The sequence below is a fragment of the Paenibacillus pedocola genome, from assembly GCF_031599675.1.
GTDB lineage: Bacteria > Bacillota > Bacilli > Paenibacillales > Paenibacillaceae > Paenibacillus_AQ > Paenibacillus_AQ pedocola.
Genome location: NZ_CP134223.1, coordinates 4,529,294 through 4,542,153, shown reverse-complemented (window position 1 = coordinate 4,542,153; position 12,860 = coordinate 4,529,294). Strand labels below are relative to the sequence as shown.

General features: G+C 47.4%; 11 protein-coding genes. 7 read left to right on the top strand and 4 right to left on the bottom strand.

Annotated elements, in window-relative coordinates:
- Window positions 1-284 precede the first annotated feature (284 nt).
- A complete protein-coding gene (locus QU597_RS20290) occupies window positions 285-575 on the top strand; it encodes a MazG nucleotide pyrophosphohydrolase domain-containing protein (RefSeq protein ID WP_236332309.1) in 291 nt (96 codons plus the stop codon).
- Between the two features lie 25 nt (window positions 576-600).
- Here QU597_RS20290 and QU597_RS20285 read toward each other — a convergent pair whose 3' ends face one another.
- Window positions 601-1,563, bottom strand: a complete 963-nt coding sequence (locus tag QU597_RS20285) for a hypothetical protein (RefSeq protein WP_310829570.1) — start codon at window positions 1,561-1,563, stop codon at window positions 601-603.
- Window positions 1,564-1,881: 318 nt separating this feature from the next.
- Entirely contained in the window at window positions 1,882-4,272 is a 2,391-nt protein-coding gene (locus QU597_RS20280; protein ID WP_310829569.1) for an ABC transporter ATP-binding protein/permease, read from the bottom strand.
- A gap of 210 nt (window positions 4,273-4,482) precedes the next feature.
- Between QU597_RS20280 and QU597_RS20275 the strand changes: the two genes are divergently transcribed.
- The 4 genes from QU597_RS20275 (at window position 4,483) to QU597_RS20260 (ending at window position 8,365) form a co-directional block, all read left to right on the top strand.
- Entirely contained in the window at window positions 4,483-5,157 is a 675-nt protein-coding gene (locus QU597_RS20275; protein ID WP_310829568.1) for a response regulator transcription factor, read from the top strand.
- Complete coding sequence (locus tag QU597_RS20270) at window positions 5,154-6,200, top strand: HAMP domain-containing sensor histidine kinase (RefSeq protein WP_310829567.1); 1,047 nt, start codon at window positions 5,154-5,156, stop codon at window positions 6,198-6,200. Before QU597_RS20275 ends, QU597_RS20270 begins: the two co-directional genes overlap by 4 nt.
- Before the next feature lie 193 nt (window positions 6,201-6,393).
- Window positions 6,394-7,773 carry an MATE family efflux transporter gene (locus QU597_RS20265; RefSeq protein WP_310829566.1) on the top strand — a complete coding sequence of 460 codons (1,380 nt, stop codon included), beginning with the start codon at window positions 6,394-6,396 and terminating at the stop codon, window positions 7,771-7,773.
- Between the two features lie 28 nt (window positions 7,774-7,801).
- Window positions 7,802-8,365 (top strand): GNAT family N-acetyltransferase, encoded by a 564-nt coding sequence (locus QU597_RS20260; protein ID WP_310829565.1) that lies wholly within the window; start codon window positions 7,802-7,804, stop codon window positions 8,363-8,365.
- On the opposite strand, the gene QU597_RS20255 is transcribed toward QU597_RS20260, so the two are convergent.
- Together QU597_RS20255 and QU597_RS20250 are read right to left on the bottom strand one after the other, a co-directional pair.
- Window positions 8,342-8,845: a hypothetical protein gene (locus QU597_RS20255; RefSeq protein ID WP_310829564.1), complete on the bottom strand. Its 504-nt coding sequence runs from the start codon at window positions 8,843-8,845 to the stop codon at window positions 8,342-8,344. The two genes, QU597_RS20260 and QU597_RS20255, sit on opposite strands and share 24 nt — an antisense overlap.
- A gap of 470 nt (window positions 8,846-9,315) precedes the next feature.
- Window positions 9,316-10,347 (bottom strand): S-layer homology domain-containing protein, encoded by a 1,032-nt coding sequence (locus QU597_RS20250; protein ID WP_310829563.1) that lies wholly within the window; start codon window positions 10,345-10,347, stop codon window positions 9,316-9,318.
- A 160-nt stretch (window positions 10,348-10,507) separates the two neighbouring features.
- Between QU597_RS20250 and QU597_RS20245 the strand changes: the two genes are divergently transcribed.
- On the top strand, window positions 10,508-11,221 hold the full coding sequence (locus tag QU597_RS20245) for an ABC transporter ATP-binding protein (RefSeq protein WP_310829562.1): 714 nt from the start codon (window positions 10,508-10,510) through the stop codon (window positions 11,219-11,221).
- Window positions 11,214-12,815 (top strand): permease-like membrane multi-spanning protein, encoded by a 1,602-nt coding sequence (locus tag QU597_RS20240; RefSeq protein WP_310829561.1) that lies wholly within the window; start codon window positions 11,214-11,216, stop codon window positions 12,813-12,815. The genes QU597_RS20245 and QU597_RS20240 overlap by 8 nt, the downstream gene beginning before the upstream one ends.
- Window positions 12,816-12,860 lie beyond the last annotated feature (45 nt).

Below are 12,860 nucleotides of genomic sequence, written 5' to 3'. Positions count from 1 at the left end.
GATCTTGTCTGGTTTGTCCGTTAGAGCGACTCTATGATGTATAATGAGATATCAATGTAGATTGAATTAAATGATTTAAATTTAAGGAAATGTGGCGGAGGGGAATTTTGGAACTGTAGGAGCGGTAGCGTCCGCCTTTGTCTGCGGATTTCCACCGCGATCAGCGGTACAAATTCGAGAAATCTGCAGACAACAGCGGCCGGAAGTCCAAATATTCTCTGTAGTCACGGCCATTCCTTAAAATATAAACCGATATGGTAATAAGATCATGAGGAGCGGAAGGAATGAACGCATCAGAATTTCAGCAGTATGTTAGAGCATTTAGTGAAGTGAAGGGCTTTGATACGAGTACCATTGAGCAGCGGATGTTATACTTGATGACCGAGGTCGGCGAATTAGCCAAAGAAGTGCTGTCCGTGTCCTTTCATCCCGATGCGGAACGAAAGGCGAACCTGGGTTACGAGATGTACGATGTCGTATGGAATATTTTTGATCTGGCCAATAAGCTGGACATTGATCTGGAGAAAGCGTTTAGCGAGAAGAAAGGGATTAATGACCTCAGAAATTGGGATTAGGGAACAATCACCCGGTTACCGGCGATTAGTAGGTTCGCAGGATAACCGGGTTTTTCCGTCTGAAAAGGTAAACCGCATTCTCATTTGAGGGGGGAAGCATAAGCGCGGACAACCTTTCGTTGAGTTCCATCGTAAACAGGTCAGCATTATGGTAGGCTTCGAAATCTCCGGTATAGGCAGAGCTTCTTGTTCCGATGACGATATATAGATTCACGGAATCCGTTTTGAACACATGTTTTTCATACGGATTTTTGGGGACAGGCCAAGAGCATAGCACTACTTCGGGGCTGTATTTTTGCAAAGCTGTTTTGGCATCCGCCTGCTCCACAAAAACAGGGTACTGAATATAGTGCTTCCAGCTGTAATCATCGGTAGCGATGCACGGAATATGATTTTCGTTCAAAAACCGGGTTAACGTGCCGTCTCCGGCAGCGATCTCCAGACATTTTTTGTCCCCGATTAACACCCCGAGTTCCTTGATTAATGCTTTGGAGTAGAAGCAGTAGATCCCCTTTTTATTGACCAGCGGCATCAAAATCTTCTTGTTGATGATCAATCTCCAGAAAAACTTAAATAAACCGAGGGATACAGGCTTCCGCTCGAACGCTTTTTTGAATAAAAGCTTCTGTAAGATCGTCCCGTCCCACAGGTTAAACCGTACATTGGCGGCAGGAGTTTTGGAAGAAACCGCTATGTTCAACTGCTCCAGCAGATGAATGGCAAACCGGGCTTTGATGATATTGGGCAAAAAGGCATTTACGGTGGTTTCGTTCAACCCGCTTTTGCTGATCTTGTTGTTGGCAATCTTGGCGCTGGCGGTATAGCGGTCAATGATGGCTTGGACCACATTAGATCCGGCACTGCTCTTCATTGTTCCCAGTTCCCGCAGCACTTCTTCTTTGTATTCCGGGTACTGCTGCAATAATGTTTCGACGCTGATTTCATTTGCTAATATTTTCTTGGCTGTCTCGGCCGGGAAATTTCTCATTTATGTGCTCCAATGTATATTTACTGAACTCTCAACGTACCGGCTCGGCATAGGCTGTGTCTACGGTGAATATTTGGACTTACGGCCGCTGTTAGGTTTGGATTTCTTGATTTGAACAGCTTTTCGCGGTAGAAATCCAAACCTAAAGGCGGACGCTACCGCTCCTACAGTTCCAAAATTCCCCTCCGCCACTTTCGCTCTTGGGTAACCCTTTTGTTCAGGTAATATAGTTTTTATGTCTTATTATAATGAAAAAAAGGGGCCGGTCCAAGACCGGCTCCTTCATTTCTAACCATATTCCGCTGTTCACAAGATAAATTATTCGCTGCGCAGTGCAACTACCGGATCTTTTTTCGCTGCGAATTTGGCAGGGATGAATCCGCCCAGCATGGTCAGTCCGACGCTGAGTACGACGAGTCCGAAGGCATGCAGCGGATTTAATTGAGCGACATTCGACAGGTCGGTAATCGACTTGAGAATGATGTTGACGGGAATGGTCAGCAGATAAGCGATCCCGATGCCCAGCAGTCCCGAGAGCGAACCGATAATGCAGGTCTCTGCATTGAAGACACGCGTAATATCCTTTTTGCGTGCACCCAAGGCGCGGAGTACACCGATTTCTTTGGTCCGTTCAAGCACGGAGATGTAGGTGATAATCCCGATCATAATCAGGGATACGACCAGCGAGATGGAGGCAAAAGCGATCAGCACCATGGTGATTCCGTCCATAATGCCGCTGGAGAGACTGGTGACCATCTCAGCCAAATCGGTGTAGACAATCATTTCTTTATCACTGCGGCCTTCGTTCCATTGATCCAGATACTTCACAATACCTTCTTTAGCTTCAAAATCTTTAGGATATAAAGAGATTGAGGATGGCGTAGCTACTGCACCCAAGGCGGCAAGCGTATCTTCCTTGGACATGGAGCTGCCCGGATCAGTACTTGCGCCGGAGCTGCTCATACCGAAGCCCATGCCCATACCCATGCCGCTGCCCATGCCATTGACCTGTGAGAATACCTTCCCTGTAAGGACGTTGACCTGATCCTGCTGTTCCTGAGCTTTGACAATGGCCGAGTTCTTCGCATTGGTTATAAACTGTTCCGCCAGACTGTCAGAGTAAGCAATTCCCGCCGACATGGTGGACATTGGGGAATCCTGCTGCTTACGGATGATTCCGGAAATTTTCAACGTGACGGCATTGCCGTTGTTATACATTGTACTCAGATTGGCAGCATTGCCGTTTAGCTTAAACATGCCGTCAGATTCAATATAGTAATCATCGTTATAGATCAGCTTGAACTCCCGGCCGACAATATCATCGAAGCTGATGTTAGCTGCTTTATAATCGAGGCCGAGGGCTTCTAGAATGCTTTGGCTCATCCGGTTATATTCATCGACGACCATAACGAGATCCGTGGACTTCTCGGGCAGGCTACCGGCGAGCAGATCATAATAATCTGCAAGATAGCTGCCTTCAGCACCGGCGGGCTTATCGGGATACGAGGTGAAGTTCAGACTTGCTGTATCGACGGGAACAGCGGTAGCTCCGTCGGATCTGAGTATATTCATGCTCACCTTGCGGCTGTAAGACACACCGTCCAGCAGGGCAGAATCGATACCGTCCAGATAATTCAGATACTCTTCACTTAGCACATTAGTATGCATAACTGTGTTGGCGGATGGATCATAAGGGTAGATTTCACCCGCACTGGTGAATTCTGTCCACTCTTTGTTTGCCTTCCCGGCATCTTCCGAGGGCCTGCTGGACAGATCAATACTGGCAGCCGATTCATTGATGGTCACCGGGAAATTGGATAACGCCCCGGATTCATAGCTGCTGATCTGCTTGTCGAACCCGTTTGAGAGCGACAGGATAAGCGCAATACCGATAATGCCAATGCTGGAGGCGAAGGCGGTGAGCGCCGTTCTCCACTTCTTGGTGGAGATATTTTTGCCGGATAGTTTGAGGGCGGTGAAATAGCTCATTGCCGTCTTTTTCAGCTGATAATTGGTATTCTCCTGAATGTCGCTTGGGGGATTGCTGTCCGAAATGACCTTTCCGTCCCTAAACTGTACGGTCCGGTCGGCATAAGCTTCGGCCAGCTCCGGATTGTGGGTGACCATGACAACCAGTTTATCCTTGGCAATCTCTTTGATCAGCTCCATAATCTGTTCGCTGGTTACCGTATCCAGTGCACCGGTCGGCTCATCGGCAAGAATAATGTCGGGATCATTAGCCAGTGCTCTGGCGATGGCAACACGCTGCATCTGGCCTCCGGATAGCTGGCCGGGCTTTTTGTGGATATGCTCCTTCAGTCCGACCTTCTCCAGCGCTTCTACAGCCTTGCGGTGTTTAACCTCGGCACTCACGCCGCTTAAGGTCATGCCCATTTCCACATTGTCTGTAATGCTCAGGTGGGAGATCAGATTATAGCTTTGAAAAATAAAGCCCACACTGTTATTGCGGTAAGCATCCCAGTCACTGTCCTTGAAATGTTTGGTCGAGGTTCCGTTAATGATCAAGTCCCCGCTGTCATATTGGTCGAGCCCGCCGATCAAATTCAGACAGGTTGTTTTGCCTGAACCGCTGGGTCCGAGAATCGCCACAAACTCGTTTTTTCTGAAATCCAAACTGACATCATTTAAGGCAATTTGCGTGAAACTGCCCGTGGTATAACTTTTAGAAATGTTTTTCAATTGCAGCATACCGTAATCTCATCCTCTCTTAATCCATCCATCTCTCTTGTGTGCAAAGCGTAACATACGATTATGAACTGAACATCAACTCGTACAGCCTGGCAGCCGGGGAGCTGCCTATGTATAGTAAGTGTTACGCTCTCCGTTAATAATGGGTTCATAAAGTTGTTGTACAATGTTAAAAGGATTACTGAACCTTGAGGGAACGCAGGTGTAGAAATGATCAACATTCTTGTAGTAGAGGACAACGACAAGCTGCGGCAGCTGATCGGCACTGTGCTTACCAAACACGGGTATAACCCGGTGACGGCAGTGGATGGACAACATGCGCTGGAGCTGCTGGATACACATTATATTGATTTGATTATCTCGGATATTATGATGCCAAACGTGGACGGATATGAACTGATCCAAAGGCTGAGAGAGGCAGGCTATAATACTCCGGTGCTGATGGTTACGGCAAAAGAGAGCTTCAAGGACAAGCAGCGCGGGTATCTGGCCGGTACGGATGATTATATGGTGAAGCCGATTGATGTGAACGAGATGATCCTGCGGGTGGGGGCACTGCTGCGGCGGGCACAGATTGCGAATGAACGCAGGCTGGTTATCGGGGAGGTCATACTGGATTCGGATTCCATTACGGTCTATCGCGGGGATAAAAGCCTGCTGCTGCCCCAAAAGGAGTTCTACCTTCTGTACAAGCTGCTGTCCTACCCGAACAAAATCTTTACCCGCCAGCAGCTGATGGACGAAATCTGGGGGATGGACTCGGAGACGGATGCGCGAACCGTGGATGTGCATATCAACAGGCTGCGTGATCGCTTCAAGGACTGTCCTGAATTCGAGATTGTTACCGTGCGGGGATTGGGGTATAAGGCGGTGAAGCGCTGTTGATCAGGCCGAGGAAAATACGCAATCTGTGGGGAACGCTGGTTCTTATGGTGTTCTTGATTATGCTGAGCGCGGCGCTGTTAATGGCACTGCTGAGCTTTTTGATCGTGCATTCGGGAATTATCGATGTGGGCCGGTTCAATATCTTTTGGCCGATCTCCGTTGTAATGATTACCAGTATCCTGATCGGAACGGTTATAACTGCGATTTCGGGACGCAAAATTCTGACCCCGATCATCGATCTCAGTGAAGCCGCCAAGCAGGTTGCCAAAGGCGATTTCAGCATCAGAGTTGCGCATGAGGAGCATAGAGTCGATGTGCTGGGGGAGATGGCCGTCAATTTTAACCGCATGGTGCAGGAGCTGGGCGGTATTGAGACGCTGCGCAATGATTTTATCGTTAATGTCTCGCATGAATTCAAGACCCCGATCGCGGCGATTGAAGGTTATGCCACCTTAATGCAGGATCATGATCTTTCACCTAAGGAACGCCAGGAATACAGCCGGCTGATCATTGAGAGCACGAGGCAGCTGTCCTCACTGTCCAGTAACATCCTGAAGCTGTCCAAGCTGGAGAATCAGGAATACATCGTGGACAAAAGCCAGTTCGGCCTTGATGAGCAAATCCGCCAGGCTCTGCTGCTGCTGGAAGCCCAGTGGAATGACAAAGATATCAATCTGGACCTCGACCTTGAACCTGTCGTGTTCTATGGCAACGAAGATCTGCTGATGCAGGTCTGGCTGAATTTACTTGGGAATGCCATTAAATTTACGGACAGCGGAGGAGAAATTGCCGTCCATCTCTCCACAACAGGCCATGCCGTTACTGTGACAATCACAGATTCCGGTATCGGGATGACAGAGGAAGTAATAAAGCATATCTTCGAGAAATTCTATCAGGGAGATAAATCGCGGTCGGCAGAAGGCAATGGCCTCGGGCTGCCGCTGGTGCGGCGTATTGTGGAGATGTGCGGAGGAGAAATTTCGGTTGAGAGCACGCCGGGGGAAGGCTCAGTATTTGCGGTTAGCTTTCCTGTTGAGGAATAATAGATTGTGAATATGTTGAATTGTAATGAAAAACCTCTATACCCGCCAGAGTTCTATTGCACTGGCAGGTATAGAGGTTTTTTTAATGCTGATTTAGTTAGAGTATTGACAGTTAGAACTCTAACTATTATGATATCCTTGTTACTTAGAATTCTAACTAAACAATATGAAGTGAAAGCTTGGAGGAATGAATATGAGCCAGGAAACATCTAATCAATATTATCTGGAATCAGCTCCGCTGAAGAAGGCGATTGCCCATCTGTCGATACCCATGATGATTGGAATGTCGGTCGGGACCATTTACAATGTTATCAACGCCTATTTCATCGGGCTGCTGCACAATACGCATATGCTGACAGCGATTACGCTGGGCCTGCCTATTTTTACTGTATTAATGGCCTTTGGTAATGTGCTGGGAGTAGGCGGCGGGACGTTTGTAACCCGGCTGGCTGGTGAGAAGAATCCGGAGAAGGGCCGGAGAATCGCCGGTTATTCTTTCTACGCGAGTATTATCGCCGGTATCGTAATCGCACTGCTTGCTTTTTTGGCGATTAACCCGATTACACGGCTGCTTGGTGCGGATAATGCTACGTTTGGTTTTACCAAAACCTATGCCTTGACCCTGTTCGCCGGCGGGTTCGTGATTGTGCTCAATTTTGCGCTGGAGCAGCTGGTACGCTCGGAGGGGGCGTCGAAGGAATCGATGTACGGAGTGTTTATCAGCACGGCGCTTAGCCTGATTTTTGATCCGCTGTTTATTCTGGTGCTGAACTGGCATGTGGCGGGCGCGGCGCTGGCAATGATACTAGCGAACGTGGGCTCCGTAGTTTATTACATCTATTTCCTGGAGACAAAGAGTGAACATTTAAAAGGGTTCTTGAAGCATTTTAGAATTTCGGTTCAGGATAAACTGGAAATCTATAAAATCGGAATCTCTGAGCTGCTGCAATCCGCTTTTCTGATTGTGACAACGCTCCTGCTGAATAACTATGCCATTCAATATGGAGACCATGTGGTCGCCGGCTTTGGTGTGGCGCTAAGAATCGTTCAGGTTCCGGAGTTTCTGTCGATGGGGTTATTCCTCGGTCTGATCCCGCTGTTTGCATTTACCTATGCCGGCCGCAATATCGTCCGTTTGAAATCGGGTATTAAATATGCTTTTGCATATATCGGGAGCATCTCTGTAGTGTTCGTGGGTTTGGTGTTTATTTTTAGAGACACGGTCCTGCACTGGTTCTCCAACGACCCGTCTGTGATCAGCAGCGGCGTAACGATCCTGGCAGCGATGCTGATCTCGGCTTTGTTTAATGGATTCACGGGACTTTTCATGAGTATTTTTCAGGCTACCGGACAAGGCGCACCTACAGCAATTATGGCCATTACTCAAGGCATCCTCTATATTCCGGTGATTATCGTGCTTCATTATTTCTTTGGACTGAATGGTGTTATCTGGTCTATGACCGTAACGGAAGTGATTACGAGTGTGACGGGTGTTATATTGTTTGTTATGTTTAATAGGAAGCTCAAAAAGGTGAGCGGGAACGAGGCTTACGGGAAAGTGGCTGAAGTATAGCGGGAAGTTCTCATTGGGGAGGATGTAAATGTCATATAACAACGTCAACCGAACTATTCATACTGAGCGGCTGCTGCTAAGATTGTTCATCCCGTCTGATGCGGCAGCAGTTACTGCACTTTGCAACAACTACAACATTTATAAGAATACTTTGTACCTGCCTTATCCATATGCCCTTAAAGACGCATTATCATGGATTGAGCATCATTCAGCCAACTTTAATGCCGGCACATCTTATGAGTTTGCAATCACAGACAAGGTAAGCGGTGAATTGTACGGTGCGATAGCACTGTCTAGTAACCAGAATTTCCATAACGGTGAACTGGCTTATTGGATCGGTGAGAAATTCTGGGGAAACGGCTATGCTACAGAGGCAGCGCGGGCAGTACTGCAATTTGCTTTTGATGAAAAAAAGTACCATAAAGTATTCGCGCGTTACTTTGGCTCCAATCCGGCTTCTGGAAGTGTGATGCGCAAAATAGGTATGGAGCAAGAAGGGGTACTAAGAGAGCATGTGCGCAAAGAAGAGCGGTATGAGGATCTGGTGTATTACGGAATGATTAACTTATCATGGACTAACGGGTCTATCTGAAGCTGTTCCGTCATGGCCCATAACATATAGTTGAACTTCATGATCCTTAGGATTAACATACGCTATGGAATACAGAATTAATTTGTTGTTTTTCCACTCCATATATAAATAAGCCCCAATCTGTTTGTTAACTAGAGCGTCGTAATCAATAACATGATCAGCATGAGCTGGAAGATCATCCGTACGGTCATAACCGGGTACTTTGAAATATTCATATTTCCAATAAGAGTCACTTCCATTTTCTGAATCACTGTTATATGCGATCTCAAATTGCTCAGTAAATAGTGCCTGTACTTCCTCTTTAGTCAGTCCCAATTTTAATTTCGATTGGAGTTCATTCATTTTGTCATTTACGGCAGTTCCGGTTGCACTAACAGATGAAATCGCTAAGGTGCTGGTATCGTTCAAGTGAATTTGTCCGCAGATTGTCTGAAATGCCAGGATGGATGCGGTAATTACCGCGGCCTGAATCCAGTTCATCTTTTTCCACCTTTCTGTTCAACGAATTATTTACGACTTACTTTACCATATAATGACAGGAATATGATTGAATAAATGAAACTATTGGAAAGATAGCAAGAGGGAGGCGCGGTAGTGGGATTTTCTCCAACTAAATTCCTCTGGGAAGGATAGTGAAGGTTACTAGTGGGAATTTCTCCCGCTAATATCTCCAACATGGCTCAAAGTTAGCTAATTCGAGGATTTTAGAGGGACTTTTTCCACCTAATATTCATTTTTGGTATAAAATGATTGAATTAGTGGGAGCTTTTCCCGCTAGAATGCCGAGAGGGGTTCCATCCACGTTATGCTAGATCCATCGGGGAAAAGAGCATGAGATCATGTTTGCCTACAGTGGATAATAGCAAAAAAAGGCCAGACCGTCAGGAAATAACGGTCTGGCTTTTTTTGGCGGAACCAAGAGGGTCAGGTTTAATGTCGTTGAGGACTTCCTATTTGCTTGAGGATGGTTTCAGGATTTCATGGACTTGGCTGACCATGGCGGCAGCGTCTGCACGGGTGATTGCGTCTTTTGGATGGAAATTGCCGTCTGCGTCCAGGTTCACGATCTTGAGGGCAATCGCCGTCTGAATGGCCCCGGAGTTTAAGATGTCGATCTCATTATTGTCTTTGATCTCCACTGGGTTCAGCTTGATCATCGGCAGCTGACCGCTTGTTTGAAGCGTATGAATCAGCAGGTAAGTGAATGATTCACGGCTCATGCTGGAAGCGGGAGCGATTTTGATCTGCAGGCCGGCTTCAGGTCCTACGGCTTCTTTGATCAATTGAACAGCCTGTTCAGCCGTAAGGATCTCGCTTGCAGCTTCAGGAGCCGGGTGAGCCTTCAGGTATGCCAGCGCATTGCTGATGGCTACGGCTGCTTCAGCCCGGGTGATTTTCTGCTGCGGGTTAAACTTCCCGTTTGCATCCAGCTGCACAACACCGTAGTTCAGGGCGCGCTGGATCGAACCGGAATAGTCCGCCTTCACTTGGTCCTGGTCTTTGAATTCCACAACGACTGGCTTGATCATCGGCAGACGGCCGCTGATTTCGATCGCATCAATAAGCTGATGCGTGAATTCCTCGCGTGTTAACTTTTGGCCAGGCTTCAAATCCGCTGGTAAGTCCAGTCCGTGGACAGCAGCTATAATGAGGGCCTGCGAGTACCAGGCGGAATCATTGGCATTGGCAAAATAGTCCGAAGCCTTGGGCTCCTTAGCGAATCGGATCAGATCAAGATTCAGTCCTAAGCTATTAACGATCATTTGAACCCCTTCAGCTTCCGAGATGGCAATATTCGGACCGAACTGGGAGGCGCTGATCCCTTTGATCAGGCCGCTATTTTGCAGGGCGATGATCTTCTCTTTACCGGGGACGTTATTTAAATCTGTGAAGGCTGCGGCGGAAGCGAATTGTTGTCCGGCAAAACTTAACGCCAGAGCGGCGGCGGCGGATAGTGTAACAAGCTTGAATGTTTTTTTCATTTTCTTTCACCTCTGATGTAGTTTGTGTGTTATTTGAGCTCTTAGACGTGCAATCGGACAAAAAGGTTTCCGCGAATGATTATTTATTCATCAATGAACGTTTACCCTATGCTGTACGTATAATGATTATTTGCTAACAGTTAGGAAGAGGTGAAGGGACATGCTTACCATCAGACATTTTACCAAGAGCTATAAAGGCGGGAAAAAAGCAGTAAATGACCTGAACTTAGTGGTCGAGCGGGGAGACATTTACGGCTTCATTGGACATAACGGTGCAGGCAAGACGACGACTATCCGGGCGGTAGTGGGTGTGCTTGATTTTGAAGAGGGAGAGATTGAAATTGACGGGATTTCGATGAAAAAAGACCCGTTAGCCTGCAAGTCACGTCTCGCGTATATTCCTGACAATCCGGACCTGTACGAACATCTTACCGGGATCCAGTACCTCAATTTTATCGGCGATCTCTTTAGTGTATCCAAAGCGGACCGTGAGCGGCTCATTCAAAAATACAGCGATGCTTTTCAGATGACTGCCCATCTCGGCGATATGATCTCATCGTATTCCCATGGGATGAAGCAGAAGCTGGCGATCATCTCGGCGCTCATTCATAAACCGAAGCTGCTGGTATTAGACGAACCCTTTGTGGGACTTGATCCCAAGGCTGCCCATATGCTAAAAACAATCATGGCTGAGCTGTGTAGTGAGGGCAGTGCGATTTTTTTCTCCACACATGTGCTGGATACCGCAGAGAAGCTCTGCAATAAAATCGCAATCATCAAGGCGGGGCAGCTGATCGCCCACGGCAAGACGGAAGAAGTTAAGGGCGAGAACAGCCTGGAGGATGTATTCATGGAGCTGATCGATAATGATTAATATCTGGAGATTAACGAAGATCCAGCTGCTCTCTGCCTTCGGCTTGAATAAAGCCCTGCATACCCGAGAGGTGAAGGAAAGACGCAAATTGCTGCTGTTAAGTATCGCTATCGTCCTTGGTGTGCTTATGATCGCGGTTTTTTCATTTGGATATAGCTATGCGATGGCACTGGCTTTTGAACAGATAGGCCGGGTGGAGCTGCTGCTGGCCATTATGATGGCTGTTACTTCGATGGTAGGGTTCTTCACGACGGTTTATAAGGCAAGCGGTGTCCTGTTCAGCTATAAGGATTACGATCTGGTGATGTCGCTGCCGGTAAAGACGAGTCATGTGGTGGCAAGCCGTATTCTCCAGCTCTATGTGCTGAATCTGTTTTTTACGTTGATGGTGATGCTGCCGGCGGGTTTGGTATATGCGCTAAAAGCACATCCGGAGGCCTATTATTATCTGCTGTTTCTGCCGGCGATGCTGTGTATTCCATTAGTCCCGATTATTGCAGCAACCGTGATTGGCGCGTTCATCAGCTGGTTTTCTTCCCGGTTCCGGGCCAGCCGGATGATCAGTCTTGTCCTGACCTTTGCCGTCGTGATTGCGCTCATGGCAGGTTCATTTACTTTGAAAGGTAACGGGCAGGAGGAACTTGCTGATCTGGGCACCGGACTGGCAGATATGATCTATAAGCTGTATCCGCTGGCGGCTATGTATGTCGATGCTGTCTGCTCCTACCGGATAGATTCATTTGTTTTATTTATTCTGTTATCGGTGCTGTCCTTTGTAATCTTTGCTGCCGTACTAGGGTCGCGTTATAAAGCGATTCATACAGGTCTAATGACCAGCCATGCAGGCGGCAAATATACAATGAAGCCGTTAAAAGCATCCACGGTATTTTACGCTCTGTATCAGAAGGAGCTGCGCCGCTATTTCAGTTCTTCCAATTATATTTTGAATACAAGCATTGGCATGGTTCTGTTATTGATGTCGTCAATTTCCCTGTTGTTCATCAGCCCGGAGCAGCTGGGGGAGCGGGCCGAAATTCCAGAGCTGCAGCATTACTTGAATACACTGGCGCCTGTCTTCGTCTCCATGTTCATAGCTTTAAGCTGCACAACGTCAAGCTCCATTTCTCTGGAAGGCAATAATCTTTGGATACTCAAAAGCGCTCCCGTACCTAAGCACATCATCCTGCTCTCCAAGGTTGCTGTAAATCTCACCATTACAGTACCTATCACGATTGTGAGCTGTGTAATACTGATACTATCGCTGCGGACAGGATGGATGGATAGTCTCTTACTGCTCGTAATCCCTGTGATCTATGCCTGCTACTCTGCACTGATAGGCGTTATGGTTAATCTGAAACTGCCTAAGCTGGAGTGGACAAGTGAGGTTCAGGTGGTTAAGCAGAGTGCGGCGGTACTGGTGGGCATGCTTATCGGGATGATTAGTTTGCTTGTTCCGGCAGGGCTGACGATTCTGCTGACGGGTGTGGACGGGAAGATTATCATGCTTGGAGCCGCCGCAATTATGATTGTGTTGAGTATGGGGCTGTATAGGTATATGAAGCGGAACGGGGAGAGGCTGTTTCGAGGATTGTGAGGATTGTGTACAATAACTTAACCGTAGTTTAACCAAATCCATGTG

Excerpts from the sequence above, each read along its gene's own strand:
- QU597_RS20290 (WP_236332309.1), top strand. The coding sequence starts at position 285 with ATGAACGCATCAGAATTTCAGCAGTATGTTAGAGCATTTAGTGAAGTG.
- QU597_RS20285 (WP_310829570.1), bottom strand. The coding sequence starts at position 1,563 with ATGAGAAATTTCCCGGCCGAGACAGCCAAGAAAATATTAGCAAATGAA.
- QU597_RS20280 (WP_310829569.1), bottom strand. The coding sequence starts at position 4,272 with ATGCTGCAATTGAAAAACATTTCTAAAAGTTATACCACGGGCAGTTTC.
- QU597_RS20275 (WP_310829568.1), top strand. The coding sequence starts at position 4,483 with ATGATCAACATTCTTGTAGTAGAGGACAACGACAAGCTGCGGCAGCTG.
- QU597_RS20265 (WP_310829566.1), top strand. The coding sequence starts at position 6,394 with ATGAGCCAGGAAACATCTAATCAATATTATCTGGAATCAGCTCCGCTG.
- QU597_RS20260 (WP_310829565.1), top strand. The coding sequence starts at position 7,802 with ATGTCATATAACAACGTCAACCGAACTATTCATACTGAGCGGCTGCTG.
- QU597_RS20255 (WP_310829564.1), bottom strand. The coding sequence starts at position 8,845 with ATGAACTGGATTCAGGCCGCGGTAATTACCGCATCCATCCTGGCATTT.
- QU597_RS20250 (WP_310829563.1), bottom strand. The coding sequence starts at position 10,347 with ATGAAAAAAACATTCAAGCTTGTTACACTATCCGCCGCCGCCGCTCTG.
- QU597_RS20245 (WP_310829562.1), top strand. The coding sequence starts at position 10,508 with ATGCTTACCATCAGACATTTTACCAAGAGCTATAAAGGCGGGAAAAAA.
- QU597_RS20240 (WP_310829561.1), top strand. The coding sequence starts at position 11,214 with ATGATTAATATCTGGAGATTAACGAAGATCCAGCTGCTCTCTGCCTTC.